We start from the raw sequence: 20,827 nt of genomic DNA on the forward strand, positions 1-20,827 counted from the left end.
TGCACGGAGTTGCGTGTCGTATGGTCTGTTCCGGGCGCCGCGCCCCGATTTGCGAGCGGCGCGCGTCGGGCGGCCGCGAGAGGAGGCGCGCGGGACTATGCACCGCGTTGAGTGTCATGTGGCCTGTTCCGGACCGGACGTCGCGCCTCGATCCGCGAGCGTCGCGCGTTGGCGTTGGGCGGGGCGGCCGAGGGCGCGGCCGCGCGGGGCTACGCGCCGAATTGAGCGCCGCATGGTCTGTTCCGGGCGTCGGCCCCCGGCACGTCGGCAGTGCAGGCCGGCGCAGAGCCGGGCGGCCCCGGGTGGAACCGCGCAGGTCGCGCGCGTCGGCCCGAACCGCGCGACATTGCAGGAAACCGGGCCGCAGCCAGTACAATCGCGGCCATGAACGCATCCACACCGAATTCCCCTTCCTCCCCGTCCGGGCGCGCCTTGCCGCGCATCGCAGTGCTCGCCACCGGCGGTACGATCGCGGGCGCCGCGCCCGACGCCGCGCGCACGGCCGGCTACCAGGCGGGCGCACTGGGCGTCGCGTACCTGCTCGACGCGGTGCCGGCGCTCGCGCAGGTCGCCCGGATCGAGGGCGAGCAGATCGCGAGCATCGACAGCAAGGATCTCGCGCTGCCGCTCTGGACCGCGCTCGCCGAACGGATCAACGCGCTGCTCGTGGACGAGTCGGTCGACGGCGTCGTCGTCACGCACGGCACCGACACGCTCGAAGAAACGGCCTATCTGCTGCACCTGACCGTGAAGAGCGAGAAACCCGTGGTGCTGACCGCCGCGATGCGGCCCGCGACCGCGTTGTCGTCGGACGGTCCGCTGAACCTGTTGAATGCGGTCGCGGTGGCCGGCAGCGAGGCCGCGCGCGGACAGGGCGTGCTCGTTGCGTTCAACAACAAGATTCACTGCGCGCGCGATGTGGTCAAGACGAGCACCTATGCAGTCGACGCGTTCCACACGCCGGACCTGGGCGCGCTGGGCTGGGTGCAGGACGGCCGCATCGAGTTCGCGCGCCGCGCGACGCGGCCGCATACGCTCGCCGCGCGCTTCGCGGCGCCGGCCGAGTGGCCGCGCGTCGAGGTGGTGACGAGCTACGCGGGCGTGTCGCGGCTCGCGGTCGACGCATGCGTGGCGGCCGGCGCGCGCGGTCTCGTCGTCGCGGGCACCGGCAACGGCTCGCTCCATGCGGAATTGCAGGCCGGGCTCGCGGAGGCGGCCGCGCGCGGCATCGCGGTGGTGCGCGCATCGCGGGTGGGGGCCGGCCACGTGATGCGCAACGGCGCGGCGAACGACGACGCGCTCGGGTTCGTCAGCGCGGGCTCGTTGAATCCGTTCAAGGCGCGCGTACTGCTGATGCTTGCGCTCGCGCACGGTGTAAGCGGTGCGGCCGACCTGCAGCAGGTGTTCGACACGTATTGAGCGCGGCATCGCGCGCAGAAAAAAAGCGAACCCGCGGGTTCGCTTTTTTTTCGGCTGCCGCGGCTCAGTCCTGCGGCGGAATCACGAGCTTCTGGCCCGGATAGATCTTGTCCGGGCTCGACAGCATCGGACGGTTGGCCTGGAAGATCACGTCGTTCTTCGCGCCGTTGCCGTAGTACTTCTCGGCGATCTTCCACAGGTTGTCGCCGGACACGACGTCGTGATACTGCACTTGCGGATCGTCCGGCTGCAGGTCGTCGTCGTTGACGCCCGCGACGCCTTGCACGTTGCCGGCCGCGACCTTGACCTTGGCCTTGGTGTCGAGATCGCCGACGCTGCCCGACAGCGTGACGGTGCGCGACGCGCCGTCGAAGGCGACTTGCAGGTTCGAGGTGTCGAGGCCCTGCGCGGCGATGTAGTTCTTGATGGCGTCGGCCGCGGTCTGGTTGGCGGAGGCCGGATCGCTCGCGGCCTGCTCGTCGCTCTTGCCGAGCAGCTTCTCACCCGCTTCCTTGATAAACGAAAGAAGACCCATCGCAACACTCCTTCAGGTGGTTGATAAAAAACGCGCCGTGAAGTGGCGAAAAAAACACCGCGGCGAGCGCGGTGACTTTTTCGAAAGGCGTGGCGAAAGTGTAGGCGTTCGCGCGCGAAATTGCATGATAAATCCCACGCGCGAACGTCAAGAAATGTAATAAGCCAGGCAGGCGTGAGATCCGACAGACGGACACCCGACGATGACGTCTGACCGACCAAGGCTTCCCCGGCATCGCCGGGTGCCGCTGCGGACCCCACCAGCCGCTCTCAGCCCAGAGCGGCCTTAAATGCCCGCCGCATGCTTGCGCACGCGACGGGCGCCCCACATGCCGGCGCGCCTCGCGCGCCGGGCTGTCATGCGACCTTGGCGTCGCGCTGCGGCTCGGCTATTTCGTAGTTCGACATGATCTCGAGCGCGCGCACGATGGCGGAATGATCCCAGCTGCGGCCGCCGTGCGCGGCGCATACGCTGAACAGCTGCTGCGCGCTCGCCGTGTGCGGCAGTGCGACGCCGAGGCGGCGCGCGCCGTCGAGCGCGAGGTTCAGATCCTTCTGGTGCAGCTCGATGCGGAAACCGGGATCGAAGGTGCGTTTTGTCATCCGTTCGCCATGCAGTTCGAGTATGCGCGACGCCGCGAAGCCGCCCATCAGCGCCTGCCGCACACGTTCCGGATCGGCGCCCGAGCGCGCGGCGAACAACAGCGCTTCGGCGACCGCCTCGAGGTTGAGCGCGACGATGATCTGGTTCGCGACCTTGGTGGTCTGGCCCGCGCCGTTGTCGCCGATCAGCGAGATGTTCCTGCCCATCAGTTCGAACAGCGGACGGGCGCGGTCGAACGCGCGCTGCGGGCCGCCGACCATGATCGTCAGCGTGGCGTCGCGCGCGCCGACTTCGCCGCCCGACACCGGCGCGTCGAGGTAGTCGCAGCCGAGCGCGTTGATCTCCTTGGCGAAGGCCTGGGTGTCGAGCGGCGAGATCGAGCTCATGTCGATCACGAGCTTGCCGGCGGACAGGCCCTTCGCGACGCCGTCGTCGGCGAACAGCGCGTTGCGCACGTCGGGGGTGTCCGGGACGATCGAGATGATCACGTCGGCGGCTTGCGCGACCGCGGTCGAGTGCGCGACGACCTGCGCGGCTGCGCGCAGGTCGTCCGGCACCGGATAGGCGCCGTTGACGACGAGCCGATGGCCGCCCTTGAGCAGGTTGCGCGCCATGTGCGCGCCCATGATGCCGAGTCCGATGAAGCCGATCGTGGTTGCCATGTGTTGTCTCCTGGTTGGGCAGGGGGAGGATGCGGGGCGCGGCTCAGGCGAGCGCGCGCGCGGCGGCCGCGTCGAGGCCGGCGACGTCGCGCAGCCAGCCGAGGCCGTCGACGGTCGTCGTGCGCGGCTTGTACTCGCAGCCGATGTAGCCGTCGTAGCCGAGCGAGTCGAGCAGCGCGAACAGGTACGCGTAGTTGATCTCGCCCGTGCCCGGCTCGTGGCGGCCCGGATTGTCGGCGAGCTGGATGTGCGCGATCGACGCGAGGTGCCGGCGCAGCGTCGCCGCGAGTTCGCCCTCCATCCGTTGCATGTGGTAGATGTCGTACTGCAGGAACAGGTTGTCGGAACCGACCGCGCGGATCACGTCGAGCGCCTCCGCCGAACGGTTCAGCGCGAAGCCGGGAATATCGTAGGCGTTGCACGGCTCGACCAGCAGCCGGATGCCTTCGCGCTTGAGCGCGGCGGCGGCGAAGCGCAGGTTCTCGACGATCGTCACGAGCGTCGTGTCGCGCGCGGCGCCCGCGGCCGGGATGCCGACTAGGCAGTTCAACTGCGGCACGCCGAGCGCCTTCGCATAGTCGAGCGCGCGCCCGACGCCGTCCTGGAATTCGCCGACGCGGTCGGGCAGGCAGGCGATCCCGCGCTCGCCCTGGTCCCAGTTGCCGGCGGGCAGGTTGTGCAGCACGAGACGCAGGTGGTGGCGCGCGAGCTGCTCGGCCAGCTCCTCTTTCGCATAGGGATACGGGAACAGGAACTCGACGGCGTCGAAGCCCGCTTCCGCGGCCGCCTGGAAGCGGTCGAGGAACGGCGTCTCGTTGAACAGCATGGTCAGGTTGGCGGCGAATTTCGGCATGGTGCGAGGAATCTCCAGGGTCGGTCAGGCAGGAAGCGGCCGGATGGCCTCAGTCGAGCAGGGTGATCGCGGTCGGGGCGTGCTCGGGCTTGTCCGCGAGATCCTCGAACTCGTTGATCGCGTCGATCTCGGCGCCCATCGAAATGTTCGTCACGCGTTCGAGAATCACCTCGACGATCACCGGCACGTTGAACTCGGCGAGCATCGCCTGCGCCCGGCGCAGCGCCGGCGCGAGGTCGTCCGGCTTGAACACGCGCAGCGCCTTGCAGCCGAGGCCCTCCGCGACGGCGACGTGATCGACGCCGTAGCCGTTCACTTCGGGCGCGTTGATGTTGTCGAACGCGAGCTGCACGCAGTAGTCCATGTCGAACGCGCGCTGCGCCTGGCGGATCAGGCCGAGATACGAGTTGTTGACCACCACGTGCACGTACGGCAGCTTGAACTGCGCGCCCGCGGCCAACTCCTCGATCATGAACTGGAAGTCGTAGTCGCCGGACAGCGCGACGATCGGCCGGGCCGGATCGGCCGCGCGCACGCCGAGCGCGGCGGGGATGGTCCAGCCGAGCGGGCCGGCCTGGCCGCAGTTGATCCAGTTGCGCGCCTTGTACACGTGCAGGAACTGCGCGCCCGCGATCTGCGACAGGCCGATCGTGCTCACGTAGCAGGTGTCGCGGCCGAACACCCGGTTCATTTCCTCGTAGACGCGCTGCGGCTTGATCGGCACGTTGTCGAAGTGGGTCTTGCGCTGCAGGGTGCGCTTGCGCGCCTGGCAGTCGTCGACCCAGGCGCTGCGGTCCTTGAGTCGGCCCGCCTCGCGCCATTCGCGCGCCACCGCGACGAACAGCTCGAGCGCGGCCTTCGCGTCCGACACGATGCCGAGGTCCGGGCCGAACACGCGGCCGATCTGGGTCGGCTCGATGTCGACGTGCACGAACTTGCGACCCTTGGTGTACACCTCGATGCTGCCGGTATGGCGGTTGGCCCAGCGATTGCCGATGCCGAGCACGAAGTCGGAGGCGAGCAGCGTCGCGTTGCCGTAGCGGTGCGCGGTTTGCAGGCCGACCATGCCGGCCATCAGCGGATGGTCGTCGGGAATCGCGCCCCACGACATCAGCGTCGGAATCACGGGCACGCCGACCGTTTCGGCGAAGCTCACGAGCAGGTCCTCGGCCGCCGCGTTCAGCACGCCGCCGCCCGAGACGATCAGCGGCCGCTCGGCCTCGTTGAGCAGCGTGAGCGCGGCCTCGATCTGCACGCGCGTCGCGGCGGGCTTGTAGAGCGGCAGCGGCGAGTAGGTGTCGATGTCGAACTCGATCTCGGCGAGCTGGACGTCGATCGGCAGGTCGATCAGCACCGGCCCGGGGCGGCCCGAGCGCATCAGGTGGAAGGCCTGCTGGAACACGCGCGGCACCAGCGCCGGTTCGCGCACGGTGACCGCCCACTTGGTCACGGGCTTGGCGATCGACTCGATGTCGACGGCCTGGAAGTCTTCCTTGTAGAGGCGCGCGCGCGGCGCCTGGCCGGTGATCGCGAGGATCGGAATCGAATCGGCGGACGCCGAATACAGCCCCGTGATCATGTCGGTGCCGGCCGGGCCCGAGGTGCCGATGCACACGCCGATATTGCCGGGCGCGGCCCGCGTATATCCCTCGGCCATGTGCGACGCGCCCTCCACGTGGCGCGCGAGCACGTGGCTGATGCCGCCCGAGCGGCGCAGCGCCGAGTAGAACGGGTTGATCGCCGCGCCCGGCACGCCGAAGGCGGTCTGGATGCCTTCCTTTTCGAGCACGAGCACGGCGGCGTCGACGGCTCTCATCTTGGCCATGGGATGTCTCCTTGATTAGCGGATGCTGGATGTGGGGCAACTTTAGGGCTGACTAAAAGCTTTGATAAGATCCGGTCGAGTCGCTTATTTCGAAACTAAAAGTATGGAATGGCGGCCGGCACGCACCGCGTGGGCCGGCGCCGGAGGAGACACGGCATGGATCGCTTCAAGCAGATCGAGACTTTCGTGCGGGTGGCCGATGCGGGCAGCCTGGCCGCGGCGGCGCTGGAGGAGGGTGTGTCGCCCGTCGTGCTCGGGCGGCGCATCGACGCGCTCGAGAAGCGGCTGGGCGTCAAGCTCATGTACCGCTCGACGCGGCGGCTGGTGATCAGCGAGGAGGGCGGCGCCTTTCTCGAACGGTGCCGCGGGCTGCTCGGCGAATGGGAGCAGGCGGAGAACGAGCTGGCCGCCGGGCGGCGCGCGGTGAGCGGGCACCTGATCGTATCGGCGCCCGCCGCGTTCGGCCGCAAGCACGTCGCGCCGCTCGCGCCCGCGTTCGCGGCCGACAAACCGGGACTGCAGCTGTCGTTCAATCTCACCGACCGCGTGGTCGATCTGGTCCGCGAAGGCTACGACCTGTCGATCCGGATCGGCGGCGCGGTGGATCCGAACTTCGTCGCGGTGAAGCTCGCGTCGAACCGGCGCGTGGTGTGCGGCACGCCCGAGTACTTCCGCCGGCATGGCCGGCCCAGGACGCTCGACGATCTGCTCGCGCACAATTGCCTCGCGTTCAACCTGCAAGGCGGCCAGAACCGCGGCTGGTACTTCCGGCGCAACGGCAAGCTGGTGACGATGCGGGTGGCGGGCACGCTCGACTGCAACGACGGCGAACTGCTGCACCGCTGGGTGTCCGAAGGGCTCGGGCTCGGCTGGCGCTCGACCTGGGAGATCGCGCGCCAGCTCGAGCGCGGCGAGCTGGAGACCGTGCTCGACGAGTTCGCGCTGCCCGACTACGACATCCTGGCCGTCTATCCGCAGCAGCGCTACGTGCCGGCGCGGGTGCGCTACTTCATCGACTATCTGCGCGACGTCTACGCACGGCCCGGATACTGGAGCGGCGCGGCCTGAGCGCGTGGCGCGGCGGCTTGCGCCGGCCGTGCGCGCCGGTCGCCGACGTCGCGCGGCGGCCCGGTTCGGGATGGGGCCCGTTCATGTGACGCGCTCAGCCGACGACGATCGTGCCGTTCATCGTCTCGTGGCCGGAGCCGCAGAAGATGTCGCACAGGAACTCGACCGTGCCGGCCGCGCCGGCTTGCGCGGCCACCTTGACGACCGAGCCGGGCGGCACGTCGGCGCGCACGCCGAACTCGGGGATCGAGAAGCCCATCACGGTGTCCAGCGCGGTCAGCGCGAAGATCACGGTTTCGTGCGGCGCGAGCGTGATGCGGTTCGGCGTGAACACGAAGCGCCGCGCGCTGACCGTGATCACGCGCGGCCCGGCCGCGCGCACGCCGAGGCCGCCGAGCGCGGCGGCGGCGCCGGCGACGCCGAGCAGCCAGCGGCGGCGCGAGGCGGAGGGCGGCGTGCGGCGGTCGAGGGAAGAAAGGCGGGGCATATCGGTTCTCCTCATGTCATGAATGGTCGCCGGATGCGCCGGCGTCGATCGGGCGCTCGGTCAGCGCGAACGCGCCGGGCGCGTCGCCGACCCGCGCGTCGCGCCAGCCGAGCCCGCGATACGGCGCGGCGGGGTCCCACGGCACCGGCAGACGCTTGGCCTGCGAGCCGGGCGCGGGCAGCGGGAACATCAGCGAGCGGGCCGAGTGATGCGCGATATGGCCCGTCATCGTATGCAGCGCCTGATGGATGTGCCCGTAGAACACGGTGACGTTGGAATAGGGCATCAGCAGGTCCAGCACCTGCGCGCCGTCGCGCGTCGCCCAATCCCATTGCGGCGCGAGGTCGAACAGCGGGCGGTGCGTGAAGAGCACGATCCGCGCATCCTTCGGCTGGCGCGCGAGATCGTCGGCGAGCCAGGCGCGCTGCGCGTCTCCGACCCGGCCGGCCGGATCGGAGACGTTGTCGAGCGTGATGAAGTGCACGCCCTTGTGATCGAACGTGTAGTGCGTGTCGCCGAAGTGCTCGCGGTAGGCGGCGCCGTTGTCGAGGCTCGCGTCGTGCTCGCCGGGCATCAGGTGCAGCGGCTTCGCGTCGAGGCGCGCGATGATCGACTGGAACCCGCGCATGCGGGCGTGGCGTTCGTCGGCATCGTCGGTCGTATGCGTGAGGTCGCCCGTGAAGATCACGAAGTCGGGCGCGACGGGCAGCGCGTTGACCGCGGCCACGGCCTTCGGCAGCGTGCCCTTCGCATCGGGGTTGATGGCCGGCCCCTCGAATCCCCAGTGCGAGTCGGACAGTTGGACGAAGAAGAAATCGGCGTCGCGGGCGGCGCTCCAGCCGGGCAGCGCCGACGCGAACGCGGCGCCCGCGCCGCAGGCGGCGAGGCGAAGAAAATCGCGCCGTCCGACGGCGCGGGATGAGGGGGACATGGCGGCTCCTGGTGACGGGACGGATACCTGTCAAACCGCCGGGCCGCGCCGCTTATTCCAGATTTATTTTTCACCGGCGCGGGGGGCGGGCGGGAATAAACTGGCCGCTTGACCGGTAGGTGAGGCAACGGGGCGCGCGGCGCGCAGGACGCGCTGCGCCGGGCGACGGCATCGGCGTGACGAACTAGGGGGCGACACGTGGACGAACATGGCCGGAACGGCGGCACCGGGGCGTCGGGCGATGCGGCGGCGCGCAGCCTGCGATTCCAGCAGCTGGCGCTGCCGCATCTCGATGCGGCCTACAACCTCGCGCGCTGGCTGTGCGGCAACGCATCGGATGCCGAGGACGTGGTTCAGGAGGCCTGCCTGCGCGCGTACCGTTTCTTCGACGCCTTTCATGGCGACAGCGCGCGGGCCTGGCTGCTGACGATCGTGCGGCGCACCTGGTACACGGAATGGCGACGGCGCGCGCAGGCGCGCGAGACGGCGGCGCTGGCCGAGGCGGAGGGCGAGCTGGACGCGGCCGAGCCCGACGGCTGGGACGTGGGGGCGGATCCACAGGCCTTGCTGATCCGCGCGGAGGATGCGCGCCGCGTGCACGAGGCGCTCGCGCGGCTGCCGGCCGAGTACCGCGAGGTGCTCGTGCTGCGTGAAATGGAGGACCTGAGCTATCGCGAGATCGCGGCGATCGCGGACGTGCCGCTCGGCACCGTGATGTCGCGGCTCGCCCGGGCCCGGCGCCGGCTCGCGACGCTGCTGGCGGCGCAGCGGGGCAGCGTGCCGGCGGGGGCGTCCGTGGCGGCGGAGGAAGCGAAACCGGAGGCTGGCGATGAACTGTGAGGACGCGCGTCCGCTGCTCGATGCGGACCTTGACCGTGAACTGTCGCCGTCCGACGTGCTGCGGGTCGGACGGCATCTCGACGGCTGCGCCGAGTGTCGACGCGTGCGCGCGACGCTGGCGGCGGCCGGCCGCGCGGTGCGTCAGGCGGATTACCACCGCGCGCCGGAGGCGTTGCGGGCGCGCATCGTGGCGGGGTTGCCGCTAGTTGCGGCGGCGGGGGCGGCTGGCGCGATGGGGGCGGCAGGTACGGCAGGTACGGCAGGTACGGCAGGTACGGCAGGTACGGCAGGTACGGCAGGTACGGCAGGTACGGCAGGTACGGCAGGTACGGCAAGTACGGCAGGTACGGCAGGCACGGCAGGCACGGCAGGCACGGCAGGCACGGCAGGCACGGCAGGTACGGCAGGTACGGCAGGTACGGCAGGTACGGCAGGCACGGCAGGCACGGCAGGCACGGCAGGCACGGCAGGCACGGCAGGTACGGCAGGTACGGCAGGCACGGCAGGCACGGCAGGCACGGCAGGCACGGCAGGCACGGCAGGCACGGCAGGCACGGCAGGTACGGCAGGTACGGCAGGTACGGCAGGTACGGCAGGCACGGCAGGCACGGCAGGCACGGCAGGCACGGCCGATGCGGCCGATGCGGCCGATGCGGCGAAGCCTCCGCTGTCGCGCCCCGGGTGGCGTGCACGCTGGTTCGGCCAGGGCGGCGCAGCGAACGGCGGATCCGCGGGCCCCGCTCGCGGCCGCGCGTACGCGGCGCCCGGCGTCGGCTGGCTGGGCGGTTTCGCGCTGGCGCTGGCCGTGGCGGTGGCCGTGACAGCGCTCAACGCCCGCCGCGGCGACACGGCCGCGCAGGTCGACGAACTGGTCGCGAGCCATGTGCGCGCGGGGCTGTCCGGGCGCGACATCGACGTGATCTCGACCGATCAGCATACGGTCAAGCCCTGGTTCAACGGCCGGCTCGACTATGCGCCGCCCGTCGTCGATCTGGCGGCGGACGGCTTCGCGCTGGTGGGCGGCCGTCTCGACTACGTGGCGCACCGGCGGGTGGCGGTGCTGATCTACCGCTACCGCAAGCATGTGATCGACGTGTACGTGCTGCCCGGCGCGACCACGCCGTTCGTGACCGTCGACCAGGGCTACGCGCTCGCGCGCTGGCCGGCCGCCGGCATGACCTGGTGGGCGGTGACCGATGCCGAGGCGCCCGCGCTGGCGGCATTCCGGACGGCGCTCGCGACGCGGCTGCCCGCGCGCGCGGAATGACCGGGGCCGGATCATCCGGCGGCCCGACATGGACGGGAAAGAGGGGCGCAGGCGCTTTAGGCGGGACGAAAAACGGGCCAAGTGGTTGAAAACACGGTCGATTTGCAGTGCCGGCCACTGGAAAACCTTGCATGCGGACTGCCGGCGGGTTACACTCTCTGGCTTCTCACTTGCCACACCGGTTCAGACGCCCGGGTGGCTTTAATCCACAAGGAGTGTGTAATGCGTCATTACGAAATCGTATTCATCGTGCACCCCGATCAGAGCGAGCAAGTGCCCGCGATGATCGAGCGTTACAAGACCACGATCACCTCGCACGGCGGCCAGATCCACCGTGTCGAAGACTGGGGCCGTCGCCAACTGGCCTACATGATCGAGAAACTCGCGAAGGCTCACTACGTCTGCATGAACATCGAGTGCGACCAGGCGACGCTCGACGAACTCGAACACGCGTTCAAGTTCAACGACGCCGTGCTGCGTCACCTCATCGTCAAGATGAAGAAGGCCGAAACCGGCCCGTCGCCGATGATGAAGGAAGTTCAGCGCGAAGAAGCCAAGAAGGCGGCTGCAGCTCAGCCGACCGAAGCGCAGGCTTAAGTTTTAGTCATTAAGCCATCAAGGAGCGCGTACCCGACGTGAACAGGCTGCAACTGACGGCGAGCGTCGTCGAGCGAGAACCGCTGCGGTATACCCCCGCCGGCGTTCCGATCGCGAGCTGTACGTTGCAACACCGCACGGAGGTCGTCGAAGCAGGTGTCGCGCGGCAGGTCGAGTTGACCATGCCGGCCGTGGCGGCAGGCGAGGCGAGCGGCAGGCTGGAACGCTGCGCGATGGGCGTCGAGACGCTCTTCAGCGGTTTCCTGGCGAAGAAAAGCCGCAACGCGAGAACCTTGGTGTTTCACATCACATCATTGCAGGACATTGGAAAGGACTGAATCATGCCCCGCCCGACTGGTAAGAAATTCGACAAGCGTCGTCAGCAACAAAACCCGCTCTTCAAGCGTAAGAAGTTCTGCCGTTTCACGGCAGCCGGCGTCGAGCAGATCGACTACAAGGACACGGAAACGCTGAAGGACTTCATCGGCGAGAACGGCAAGATCACGCCGGCGCGTCTGACGGGCACCAAAGCCCACTATCAGCGTCAGCTGGACACGGCCATCAAGCGCGCGCGTTTCCTCGCGCTGATGCCGTACACCGACCAGCACAAGGCGTAATCAGGCGACGCGATAAGGAGAATTCGAATGCAAATCATTCTGTTGGAAAAAGTCGCCAATCTGGGCAACCTCGGTGACATCGTCAAGGTCAAGGACGGCTACGCCCGCAACTTCCTGATCCCGAACCGCAAGGCTCGCCGTGCAACGAAGGACGCGATCGCCGAATTCGAAGTCCGCCGCGCGGAACTCGAAAAGGTCGCCGCCGAGAAGCTGGTCGCGGCGCAGGGCGTCGGCGAAAAGCTGAACGGCCAATCGTTCCAGATCACGCAGAAGTCGGGCGTCGACGGCCGTCTGTTCGGCTCGGTCACGAACGGCGACATCGCCGAACTGCTGAAGAAGGCAGGTTACGACGTCGAGAAGGCGCAAGTGCGTCTGCCGGAAGGCCCGCTGAAGATGGTGGGCGAGCACTCGGTTCAAGTGGCGCTGCACACCGACGTCGTGGTCGATATCACGGTTGCCGTGGTTGGCGATCACGCGTAAGGCGTACAATGCTTTCGGACGGCCGGCAGGCTGTCCATAAAAAAGGGCAGGAGCCCGGGCAACCGGGTCCTGCCTTTTTTGTCGTCTGGAGAAGACGACGCCGCGCTGGCGAAGCCACGCTCATTTCGCGATAATCCCAAGCCATGAATGCGCCGCAAGATCCTCAAATCGAATCGTTGAAAGTCCCGCCGCACTCGCTCGAAGCCGAGCAATCGGTGCTGGGCGGCCTGTTGCTCGACAACGCAGCCTGGGATCGGATTGCCGATTTCCTGACGCAGGGCGACTTCTACCGGTACGACCACCGGATCATCTACGAGCACATCGGCCGCCTGATCGCGTCGACCCGTCCGGCCGACGTGGTCACGGTCTACGAATCGCTCGGCACCTCGGGCAAGGCCGAGGAGGTGGGCGGATTGGCCTACCTGAACGCCCTCGCGCAGAACACGCCGAGCGCGGCCAACATCCGCCGCTACGCCGAGATCGTGCGCGACCGCGCCGTGCTGCGCCGGCTGGTGTCGGTCGCCGACGAGATTTCCGCCGACGCCTTCAATCCGCAAGGCAAGGAAGTGCGCCAGCTGCTGGACGAGGCGGAGTCGAAGGTGTTCTCGATCGCCGAGGACGGTGCGCGCGGCACCCAGGGCTTCCTCGAGGTCGGGCCGCTCCTGACCCAGGTGGTCGAGCGCATCGATACGCTGTACCACACCGCGAATCCGAGCGACGTGACGGGCACGCCGACGGGCTTCGTCGATCTCGACCGGATGACCTCGGGCATGCACGGCGGCGAGCTGATCATCGTGGCCGGGCGGCCGTCGATGGGCAAGACCGCGCTCTCGATGAACATCGGCGAGTACGTCGCGGTCGAGTACGGGCTGCCGGTGGCCGTGTTCTCGATGGAAATGCCGGGCACGCAGCTCGTGATGCGGATGCTGGGCTCGGTCGGCCGGCTCGACCAGCATCGCATGCGCACCGGGCGCCTGAGCGACGAGGATTGGCCGAAGCTCACGCACGCCGTGCAGAAGATGAGCGAGGCGCAGCTGTTCATCGACGAGACGGGCGGCCTGAACCCGATGGAGCTGCGCTCGCGCGCGCGCCGGCTTTCGCGCCAGTGCGGCAAGCTCGGCCTCATCATCGTCGACTACCTGCAGCTGATGTCGGGCTCGTCGCAGGGCGAGAACCGCGCGACCGAAATCTCGGAAATCTCGCGCTCGCTGAAGAGTCTCGCGAAGGAACTGGACGTGCCGGTGATCGCGCTGTCGCAGCTGAACCGCGGCCTCGAGCAGCGGCCGAACAAGCGGCCGGTGATGTCGGACCTGCGGGAATCGGGCGCAATCGAGCAGGATGCGGACGTGATCCTGTTCATCTACCGCGACGAGGTCTACAACCCGGACAGCCCCGACAAGGGCACCGCGGAAATCATCATCGGCAAGCAGCGTAACGGCCCGATCGGACCTGTTCGGCTCACGTTCCATGGTCAATTTACGAAGTTCGACAACTTTGCCGGGGCGCAGAACTTCTACGGCGAGTAAAGCTGGTTGTAAACCCCTAATTTCCGAAACGTTGTATCTCGTCGCCGATGACGTGATCGAGCGCTTCGCCTCAAACTGCGAAACGGTACAATGTCGCCGTTTTTTATGACAGTTGTTTGACCATTTTCCAGGGATCCCATGTTCGGTCGATTCATGCCCACCGAAGGCAAGTTCTTCGAAATCTTCAACGCGCACGCGAACTACATCGTCTCCGGTGGCCGCGAGCTGGAACTGCTGATCGACAATCTCGCGGATGCCGAGATTCACAAGCAAAACGTTCAATCGGCCGAAAAGGCCGCCGACAAGCTGACGCACGAAGCGATCGACTTGTTGCACAAGACCTTCATCACGCCGCTCGATCGCGACGAGATCCACAAGCTGATCACGACGATGGACGACATCCTCGACCTGATGGAGGACGTCGCGACGGCCGTGTCGCTGTATGACGTGCGCGCCGTCACGTCGGAGGCGAGCCAGCTCGCGCACATGGTCACGCAGTCCGCGCAGCACGTGCAGCAGGCCGTGGCGCTGTTGTCCGACATGAAGCAGTCCGGACAGATCCTGAAGGCCTGCGAGGACATCGACCGCTGGGAATCCGAGGCGGACCGCGTGCTGCGCTCGGCGCTGTCGAAGCTGTTCCGCGAGGAAGAGGACGTCAAGAACCTGATCAAGCTCAAGGCGATCTACGAATTGCTCGAGCAGATCACCGACAAGTGCGAGGACGTCGCGAACATCATCGAAGGCATCGTGCTGGAAAACGCCTGAGCCGACGACGATGCATTCGATCCAACTCGCCCTGTGGGTGGTCGCGACGCTGGTGCTCGTCGCGCTCCTGTTTGACTTCATGAACGGCTTCCACGACGCCGCCAATTCGATCGCGACCGTCGTGTCGACCGGCGTGCTGAAGCCGCAGCAGGCGGTCGTGTTTGCCGCCGCGTTCAACGTCATCGCCTATTTCGTGTTCCACCTGAAGGTCGCCCAGACCGTCGGAAAGGGCACGATCGATGCGAGCATCGTCGACCACTACGTGGTGTTCGGCGCGCTCATCGGGGCGATCGGCTGGAACATCATCACCTGGTACTACGGCATTCCGTCCAGTTCGTCCCATGCGCTGATCGGCGGTCTCGTCGGCGCGGCGGTCGCGAAGTCGGGCTGGGGCTCGCTCAACGTCGACGGCCTGATGAAGACGGTGGCGTTCATCTTCATTTCGCCGCTGCTCGGCTTCGTCCTCGGCTCGCTGTTCATGCTCGGGGTGTCGTGGCTGTACTTCCGCACGGCGCCGAGCAAGGTCGACCGCAGGTTCAGGCGCCTGCAGCTGCTGTCCGCCGGGCTCTACAGCCTCGGCCACGGCGGCAACGACGCGCAGAAGACGATCGGCATCATCTGGATGCTGCTGATCGCGTCGGGCTACGCATCGGCCACGGCCGACGCGCCGCCCGCCTGGGTGATCGCGGGCTGCTACCTGTCGATGGGCCTCGGCACGCTGTTCGGCGGCTGGCGGATCGTCCGCACGATGGGCCAGAAGATCACCAAGCTGAAGCCGGTCGGTGGTTTCTGCGCGGAGAGCGGCGGGGCGATCACGCTGTTCATCGCCTCCTGGCTCGGCATTCCCGTGTCGACCACACACACGATCACCGGCGCGATCGTCGGCGTGGGCGCGACCCGCAAGCTGTCGGCGGTGCGCTGGGGCGTGGCCGGCAACATCGTGTGGGCCTGGGTGCTGACGATTCCCGCATCGGCGCTGATCGCCGCCGCGGGATGGTGGATCGGTCACCAGGTGTTCTGACACCGGATTTCACCGCAAGCGCGCAAGGCGCCGTGGGCCGAGAGGCCCCGGCGCCTTTTGTTTGGGCGGATGATTTCGGATCGTGTGGGCTGGGGGGCTGACGATTCCCGCCTCGGCGCGGATTATTGCCATGGGCCGCTGGATGGGGCACCCGGTGTTCCGACACCGCGTTTCATCGTAAGCCGTGCAAGATGCGGCGAATCGGGAGGCTCCTGCGTCTTTGTCGCGCGGGACCGGGAGCGGATGAGGTCCGGCTCGGCGCAGATCGCCGTCGCGGGCCCCCGGTGCTCTGGCGCAAGACTTCATCGCAAGCCGTGCGAGGTGCCGCGAGTCGTGAGTCAGCGACGCCTTTGTCGTATGGACGACTGATTCCGGATCGGGACGGCCCCCGGGGTTCTGGATTCCGGGCGGGCGCTGGACGGAACGCCGCCGACCGTTTCGCGTGGCGTGCGCGACGCTCAGTCGCCGCCGCCCGTCGCGAAGCGGGCGATCGGGTCGTCGTTGGTGCTGGTGGCGGCGGGCGCGGCGTTGCCGGGCGCAGTGGAGGCCGGCAGAACCTGGACGCCGCCCGGGGCCGCGAGTTGCGCCTGGCGTGCCGCCGCGCGCGCGGTGGGCGGCGGCGGTTCGAAGGCGTCGGCTGCGGCTGTGATCGGATCCGACGGCACGACGGCCGTCGTGGGGATCTCGTTGGCCGGTGCGACCGTGAGCACGGGAGCGGGTGCGACTGCGCCGGCCGCGCGCGCCTGCTGTTGCGCGGCGCTCAGGCCCGGAGGCGGCGGTTCGAACGGATCCGGCTGCGCGGTCGCCATCGCTGCCGGCCGGACCGGTGCAGGCACAGGCGCCGCCGGTGCCGGTGCGGGTCCGGCGGCCGCCGCGGCCGGCGCGGCCGCATACGCGGGCTGCACCGGCGCGACGCGCGGCGCGGGCGCCGGCTCGGGCGGACGGCTGGCCTCATAGGTCGGCGTGTCGAACGGCGCGGCCTTGTCCCGCGGCGGCGCGACCCGGCGGATGCCGTCGAAGCGCTTTGCCCAGTAGGGATTCGTCAGATAGTCGAGCCGCACCGTGCCGCCCGTCGAGGGCGCGTTGACGAAGCGCAGCTTGCCGACATAGATGCCGACGTGCGAATGGGCTCGCCCGGTCGTGTTGAAGAAGATCAGGTCGCCGGGCGCGATGCCGTCCGGCTCGATCGTATCGCCGCGCTGGCTCATGTCGGCCGTGGTGCGCGGCAGCGTGACGCTGGCTGCGCGGCCGACCACGTAGCGCACGAGCCCGCTGCAATCGAAGCCGCTGTCGGGCGTGTTGCCGCCCCAGCGGTACGGCACGCCGACGAGGCTCATCGCCTGGATCGAGATTTCCTCGCGCCCGACGCTGTGGTCGACGAAGTTCGGGAAGCCGCGCGGCGGCGGAAAGGCGCGGGGCGTCGTGATCGTCATCCCCGACGAACCGGTGCGCGCGGTCTTTTGCGGCACGCTTGAGCAGGCCGCAAGCAGGAATAGGACGAAGACGGACAGCCAGATTCGCAGCATCAGGGGAGGGCGAACGCGGCGCGTTCGCCGATCGTATGACCAACGGAGATAGAGGCGATAGTAGTCCGTCCGGCGGGGCTTTCGCAAGAAAACTTGAGAAACGACTTGAAGTTTCGCGCGTAACTGTTGTAACCGTCGCTTGCCGGCGCCCGGATTGCGCGAGATTCGACCCTATAAATAAAAATGGCGCCCGGGGCAAGCCCGGGCGCCATGTCGTGCCGCGTCTGGCGACGCGACGGGCGGATCAGAGGATGTCGGACGCGTAGTCGGCGAGGCGCGAGCGCTCGCCGCGCGCGAGCGTCACGTGGCCGCTGTGGCCCCAACCCTTGAAGCGGTCGACGACGTAGGTCAGGCCGGAGCTGCCTTCCGTCAGGTAGGGCGTATCGATCTGCGCGATGTTGCCGAGGCAGATGATCTTCGTGCCGGGGCCGGCGCGCGTGACGAGCGTCTTCATCTGCTTGGGCGTGAGGTTCTGCGCCTCGTCGATGATCACGTACTTGTCGACGAAGGTGCGGCCGCGCATGAAGTTCATGCTCTTGACCTTGAGGCGCGAGCGGATCAGCTCCTGGGTGGCCGCGCGGCCCCATTCGCCCGCTGCGTCGTCGGTCTTCTGCAGCACTTCGAGGTTGTCGTCGAACGCGCCCATCCAGGGCTGCATCTTTTCTTCCTCGGTGCCGGGCAGGAAGCCGATGTCCTCGCCGACCGGCACGGTCGCGCGCGTGACGATGATCTCGTTGTAGCGCTTGTCGTCGAGCACCTGCGCGAGGCCCGCCGCGAGCGCGACGAGCGTCTTGCCGGTGCCGGCCTGGCCGAGCAGCGTGACGAAGTCGATCTCCGGATTCATCAGGAGATTGAGCGCGAAATTCTGCTCGCGGTTGCGCGCGGTGATGCCCCACACGTTGTTCTTGTGGTGGCTGTAGTCGCGCAGCGTCTGCAGGAGCGCGGTCTTGCCGTTCAGCTCGCGCACGATCGCATGGAACGTGGGCTCGCCGTTCTGCGGCTCCAGGTGGACGAACTCATTGACGAGCAGCGAGGCGACGAGCGGCCCCGTCACGCGGTAGTAGGTGGTGCCGGTCTTGGTGTCCTGCCAGCTCTCCATGCCCTTCGCATGCTTGGTCCAGAAGTCCTGCGGCAGCTCGCGCACGCCCGAGTACAGCAGATCCTTGTCCTCGAGCACCTGGTCGTTGAAGTAGTCTTCCGCGGGCAGGCCGAGTGCGTGCGCCTTGATCCGCATGTTGATGTCTTTCGACACCAGCACGACCTGGCGGTCCGCGCGTTCGCGCTGCAGCGCGCGCACCACGCCGAGGATCTGGTTGTCCGCCTTGCCTTCCGGCAGGCCGTCGACCGGCTCGATCCGGGTGAGCGTGGTCTGGAAATACAGGCGGCCGAGCGCCTCGCGGCTGCCCAGACGCGAGAGCGGGATGCCGGCCGAGATCGGGCCGGCGTTCGCGACGAGCGCGTCGAGCGTGCGGCTGACCTGGCGCGCGTTGCGCGCGACTTCCGACATGCCTTTCTTGTGGTTGTCGAGTTCCTCGAGCGTCATCATCGGCAGATAGACGTCGTGCTCCTCGAAACGGAACAGGCTGCTCGGGTCGTGCATGAGCACGTTCGTGTCGAGCACGAACAGCTTCTGCAATTCGGTCGTCGCGTTCTTGCGGCCGCGCGGCTTGGCGGCCTCGCGCGGCGCGGCGGCGACCGGCGCGGCCGGTTTGGCGGCGGCGGGCTTGTCCTCGCGCGCGACGGCGGGCGCGGCGGCGGGCGCCGGCACGGGCTGCAGCAGCGCCGCGGTCTGGCGGGACTTGCGGGCGCGCGGCGCGGGCTCGGCGGCCTCGGGCGCGGCGACCGAGCGCAGCGGCGCGGCGGTGTTGGCGGCGGGCGCCATCGGGTCGGCGACGCTTGCCGCGCCGAATTCGGACGCCTGCGCGGGATCCCCTGCGGCGGCCGATTTGGCGGCTTTCGCGGGCCGCGCTTTCGCCTTGTAGTCGTCGGGTGGCAGCAGACTGCCGAGCTTGCTGGGGGGAGTAGGCAAAGGCATGGTGTCCCTCGGGAGGAATCGTGTCGCATGGAGTGCGCCGCCGATCGCATCCTGCCCGCGGGGGCAGTTTGCGCGCAGTGGCGCACCTGGGGTTTCGAAACGCCGGTTCGCCTAGATTTCGGTCAGCTCCTTGACGGGATGGACCGCCAGGCAAGGGCGCCCGGCGCGAAAACCATGAAAAAAGCCGCTGCCCCGAACGGGGCGAGCGGCTCGGCTTCAACCGTCGTGCTGCGCGTCAGATGCGAACCTGCGTTGCTTCGACCACCGGCGCAGCTACGAGAAAAATGGTGCGGACTGGCATTCATTGAAGCCCAATATAGCGCGGCTCAAAGCGCTTGTACAGCACTCAGCACGTCGTCGACATGACCTGGTACTTTCACGCCACGCCATGCCTGGCGCAGGACTCCGTCGGCGTCGATCAGGAAGGTCGAGCGCTCGATGCCGCGCACTTCCTTGCCATACATTTTCTTCAATTTCATGACATCGAAGAGCGCGCACAGCGTCTCGTCGGGATCGGAAATCAGCGGGAACGGCAGTTCGAGCTTGGCCTTGAAGTTCTCGTGCGAGCGCAGGCTGTCGCGCGACACGCCGACCACTTCGGCGCCGGCCTTCTTGAACTTCGGATAGAGATCGCGGAACTGCAGGCCTTCGGTCGTGCAGCCGGGCGTGTTGTCCTTCGGATAGAAATACAGCACGAGCTTCCTGCCGTTCAGTCCGGACAGCGAAAAATCGCCGCCCGTGGCCGGCGCGGTGAAATCGGGAACTTGACGGTCGACTTCGACGGACACGTGATTCTCCTGTTGTTATGGAAACGGCGCGGACGCGCCAGGCGAGGGCCGGCCGAGGCGGCCGGCCCGCGGCCCGACCTAGTCGGGCTGGACGATCAGCTCGCCGGAGCGGCCGGGGATCTCGCCCCATACGACAGGGTACGATGGCAGCGTGGCGCGGTCCAGCGTCGCATGGTAGTCGCCCATCGTGGCGAACGTGTGGCCTTGCGCGCGCCAGCCGGCGAGCAGCTGCTCGAACACCGGCGCGAGCTTCTGCCCTTCCAGCTCCGCGTGCAGCGTGAAGACCTGGTCGTGCGGATTGCGCTCGGTGTGCTTCAACAGGTGGGCGGCGACGTTGCCGGTGTCGATGCCGTCGATGCCGAGCACTTCGTCGAGCGTCGGCAGCGTGGTCGGCATCTGCACGTGACCGAGCGTGCGGCCGCCGACCACCGGCAGGTACGGCGAGTGGCCGCGCCCGTCGGAGGCGTAGCGCATGCCCCACGCGTCGATCTGCTCGAACGCCGCGTCGTTCATCTGCCAGCCGGCCGCGCCGTGGGTGACGGGCGGCGCGCCGAAGATGTCGACGAAGCGCGCGTGGCTTTTCTGCATCTCGCGCGCGGTCCACTCGGGCGGACGGTGCCGGACGTTGTCCTGCCAGTACACGTGGTCCCAGGTGTGGATGCCGCACTCGAAGCCGGCCTCGTGGATCGCGCGCATGTCCGCGCGCGCGCGCCGGCCGATGTCAGGACCCGGCAGCAGCACGCCGTACATCAGCTGCTTGATGCCGTAGTGCTCGACCACCGAGGTGCGTGAGACTTTCTTCAGGAAGCCCGGCCGCAGCACCCGCCGCATCGCCCAGCCGGTGTGATCCGGGCCGAGGCTGAACAGGAAGGTCGCGCGGGCGGCGTAGCGGTCGAAGATGCGGGCGAGGTTCGGCACGCCTTCGCGGGTGCCGCGCAGCGTGTCGACGTCGATCTTGAGAACGATGCGGGCCAAGCGGGGC

The 20,827-nt window shown here is 68.1% G+C and carries 21 protein-coding genes and 1 pseudogene; 12 read left to right on the plus strand and 10 right to left on the minus strand.

Annotated features, from left to right (window positions below):
* The first annotated feature begins 384 nt into the window (after nucleotides 1-384).
* Nucleotides 385-1,419, plus strand: a complete 1,035-nt coding sequence (locus tag Bsp3421_RS20190; protein ID WP_274002696.1) for an asparaginase — start codon at nucleotides 385-387, stop codon at nucleotides 1,417-1,419.
* Nucleotides 1,420-1,483: 64 nt separating this feature from the next.
* On the opposite strand, the gene lysM is transcribed toward Bsp3421_RS20190, so the two are convergent.
* From lysM to gcl, 4 genes are all read right to left on the minus strand, one after another.
* On the minus strand, nucleotides 1,484-1,954 hold the full coding sequence (lysM, locus tag Bsp3421_RS20195) for a peptidoglycan-binding protein LysM (protein WP_252981911.1): 471 nt from the start codon (nucleotides 1,952-1,954) through the stop codon (nucleotides 1,484-1,486).
* 356 nt (nucleotides 1,955-2,310) lie between these two features.
* A complete protein-coding gene (locus Bsp3421_RS20200; RefSeq protein WP_274002698.1) occupies nucleotides 2,311-3,219 on the minus strand; it encodes a 2-hydroxy-3-oxopropionate reductase in 909 nt (302 codons plus the stop codon).
* 43 nt (nucleotides 3,220-3,262) lie between these two features.
* Nucleotides 3,263-4,072 carry a hydroxypyruvate isomerase gene (gene hyi, locus Bsp3421_RS20205; protein ID WP_274002700.1) on the minus strand — a complete coding sequence of 270 codons (810 nt, stop codon included), beginning with the start codon at nucleotides 4,070-4,072 and terminating at the stop codon, nucleotides 3,263-3,265.
* A gap of 49 nt (nucleotides 4,073-4,121) precedes the next feature.
* Nucleotides 4,122-5,897 carry a glyoxylate carboligase gene (gcl, locus tag Bsp3421_RS20210; protein ID WP_274002701.1) on the minus strand — a complete coding sequence of 592 codons (1,776 nt, stop codon included), beginning with the start codon at nucleotides 5,895-5,897 and terminating at the stop codon, nucleotides 4,122-4,124.
* 156 nt (nucleotides 5,898-6,053) lie between these two features.
* Between gcl and Bsp3421_RS20215 the strand changes: the two genes are divergently transcribed.
* Nucleotides 6,054-6,965, plus strand: a complete 912-nt coding sequence (locus Bsp3421_RS20215; protein WP_274002702.1) for a LysR family transcriptional regulator — start codon at nucleotides 6,054-6,056, stop codon at nucleotides 6,963-6,965.
* A gap of 94 nt (nucleotides 6,966-7,059) precedes the next feature.
* Here the strand turns inward: Bsp3421_RS20215 and Bsp3421_RS20220 are convergent, their stop codons facing one another.
* Together Bsp3421_RS20220 and Bsp3421_RS20225 are read right to left on the minus strand one after the other, a co-directional pair.
* Nucleotides 7,060-7,452, minus strand: a complete 393-nt coding sequence (locus tag Bsp3421_RS20220; protein WP_274002703.1) for a cupredoxin domain-containing protein — start codon at nucleotides 7,450-7,452, stop codon at nucleotides 7,060-7,062.
* A gap of 16 nt (nucleotides 7,453-7,468) precedes the next feature.
* Nucleotides 7,469-8,383, minus strand: coding sequence for a metallophosphoesterase family protein (locus Bsp3421_RS20225; RefSeq protein ID WP_274002705.1), 915 nt, complete (start codon nucleotides 8,381-8,383; stop codon nucleotides 7,469-7,471).
* A 198-nt stretch (nucleotides 8,384-8,581) separates the two neighbouring features.
* Between Bsp3421_RS20225 and Bsp3421_RS20230 the strand changes: the two genes are divergently transcribed.
* The 9 genes from Bsp3421_RS20230 (at nucleotide 8,582) to Bsp3421_RS20270 (ending at nucleotide 15,496) form a co-directional block, all read left to right on the plus strand.
* A complete protein-coding gene (locus Bsp3421_RS20230; protein ID WP_274002707.1) occupies nucleotides 8,582-9,223 on the plus strand; it encodes an RNA polymerase sigma factor in 642 nt (213 codons plus the stop codon).
* Nucleotides 9,213-10,490 (plus strand): anti-sigma factor family protein, encoded by a 1,278-nt coding sequence (locus Bsp3421_RS20235; protein WP_274002708.1) that lies wholly within the window; start codon nucleotides 9,213-9,215, stop codon nucleotides 10,488-10,490. Before Bsp3421_RS20230 ends, Bsp3421_RS20235 begins: the two co-directional genes overlap by 11 nt.
* 222 nt (nucleotides 10,491-10,712) lie before the next feature.
* Nucleotides 10,713-11,087, plus strand: a complete 375-nt coding sequence (gene rpsF / locus Bsp3421_RS20240; protein ID WP_039221416.1) for a 30S ribosomal protein S6 — start codon at nucleotides 10,713-10,715, stop codon at nucleotides 11,085-11,087.
* Between the two features lie 38 nt (nucleotides 11,088-11,125).
* Nucleotides 11,126-11,425 carry a primosomal replication protein N gene (priB, locus tag Bsp3421_RS20245; RefSeq protein WP_274002712.1) on the plus strand — a complete coding sequence of 100 codons (300 nt, stop codon included), beginning with the start codon at nucleotides 11,126-11,128 and terminating at the stop codon, nucleotides 11,423-11,425.
* Nucleotides 11,426-11,428: 3 nt separating this feature from the next.
* Complete coding sequence (gene rpsR, locus Bsp3421_RS20250; protein ID WP_047900883.1) at nucleotides 11,429-11,704, plus strand: 30S ribosomal protein S18; 276 nt, start codon at nucleotides 11,429-11,431, stop codon at nucleotides 11,702-11,704.
* A gap of 27 nt (nucleotides 11,705-11,731) precedes the next feature.
* Nucleotides 11,732-12,184, plus strand: coding sequence for a 50S ribosomal protein L9 (rplI, locus tag Bsp3421_RS20255; protein ID WP_274002715.1), 453 nt, complete (start codon nucleotides 11,732-11,734; stop codon nucleotides 12,182-12,184).
* A gap of 143 nt (nucleotides 12,185-12,327) precedes the next feature.
* Nucleotides 12,328-13,710 (plus strand): replicative DNA helicase, encoded by a 1,383-nt coding sequence (locus Bsp3421_RS20260; RefSeq protein WP_274002717.1) that lies wholly within the window; start codon nucleotides 12,328-12,330, stop codon nucleotides 13,708-13,710.
* A 138-nt stretch (nucleotides 13,711-13,848) separates the two neighbouring features.
* A complete protein-coding gene (locus tag Bsp3421_RS20265) occupies nucleotides 13,849-14,475 on the plus strand; it encodes a DUF47 domain-containing protein (RefSeq protein ID WP_274002718.1) in 627 nt (208 codons plus the stop codon).
* 10 nt (nucleotides 14,476-14,485) lie between these two features.
* Complete coding sequence (locus Bsp3421_RS20270; RefSeq protein WP_274002720.1) at nucleotides 14,486-15,496, plus strand: inorganic phosphate transporter; 1,011 nt, start codon at nucleotides 14,486-14,488, stop codon at nucleotides 15,494-15,496.
* A 458-nt stretch (nucleotides 15,497-15,954) separates the two neighbouring features.
* On the opposite strand, the gene Bsp3421_RS20275 is transcribed toward Bsp3421_RS20270, so the two are convergent.
* Both Bsp3421_RS20275 and Bsp3421_RS20280 read right to left on the minus strand, forming a co-directional pair.
* On the minus strand, nucleotides 15,955-17,022 hold the full coding sequence (locus Bsp3421_RS20275) for a C40 family peptidase (RefSeq protein ID WP_274002721.1): 1,068 nt from the start codon (nucleotides 17,020-17,022) through the stop codon (nucleotides 15,955-15,957).
* A 244-nt stretch (nucleotides 17,023-17,266) separates the two neighbouring features.
* Nucleotides 17,267-19,057 carry a PhoH family protein gene (locus Bsp3421_RS20280; RefSeq protein ID WP_274002722.1) on the minus strand — a complete coding sequence of 597 codons (1,791 nt, stop codon included), beginning with the start codon at nucleotides 19,055-19,057 and terminating at the stop codon, nucleotides 17,267-17,269.
* On the opposite strand from Bsp3421_RS20280, the pseudogene Bsp3421_RS20285 reads away from it, so the two are divergent.
* Nucleotides 18,941-19,191: pseudogene (locus tag Bsp3421_RS20285) on the plus strand (hypothetical protein). The gene Bsp3421_RS20280 and the pseudogene Bsp3421_RS20285 overlap by 117 nt on opposite strands.
* 192 nt (nucleotides 19,192-19,383) lie before the next feature.
* Here the strand turns inward: Bsp3421_RS20285 and Bsp3421_RS20290 are convergent.
* Together Bsp3421_RS20290 and Bsp3421_RS20295 are read right to left on the minus strand one after the other, a co-directional pair.
* Nucleotides 19,384-19,845, minus strand: a complete 462-nt coding sequence (locus Bsp3421_RS20290) for a peroxiredoxin (protein ID WP_274002724.1) — start codon at nucleotides 19,843-19,845, stop codon at nucleotides 19,384-19,386.
* A 78-nt stretch (nucleotides 19,846-19,923) separates the two neighbouring features.
* The gene (locus Bsp3421_RS20295) at nucleotides 19,924-20,820 is read right to left on the minus strand and encodes a polysaccharide deacetylase family protein (protein ID WP_274002725.1); all 897 of its coding nucleotides are present in this window, start codon (nucleotides 20,818-20,820) and stop codon (nucleotides 19,924-19,926) included.
* Between the last annotated feature and the right edge of the window lie 7 nt (nucleotides 20,821-20,827).

Source organism: Burkholderia sp. FERM BP-3421 (assembly GCF_028657905.1).
In the GTDB taxonomy this organism is placed as follows: domain Bacteria; phylum Pseudomonadota; class Gammaproteobacteria; order Burkholderiales; family Burkholderiaceae; genus Burkholderia.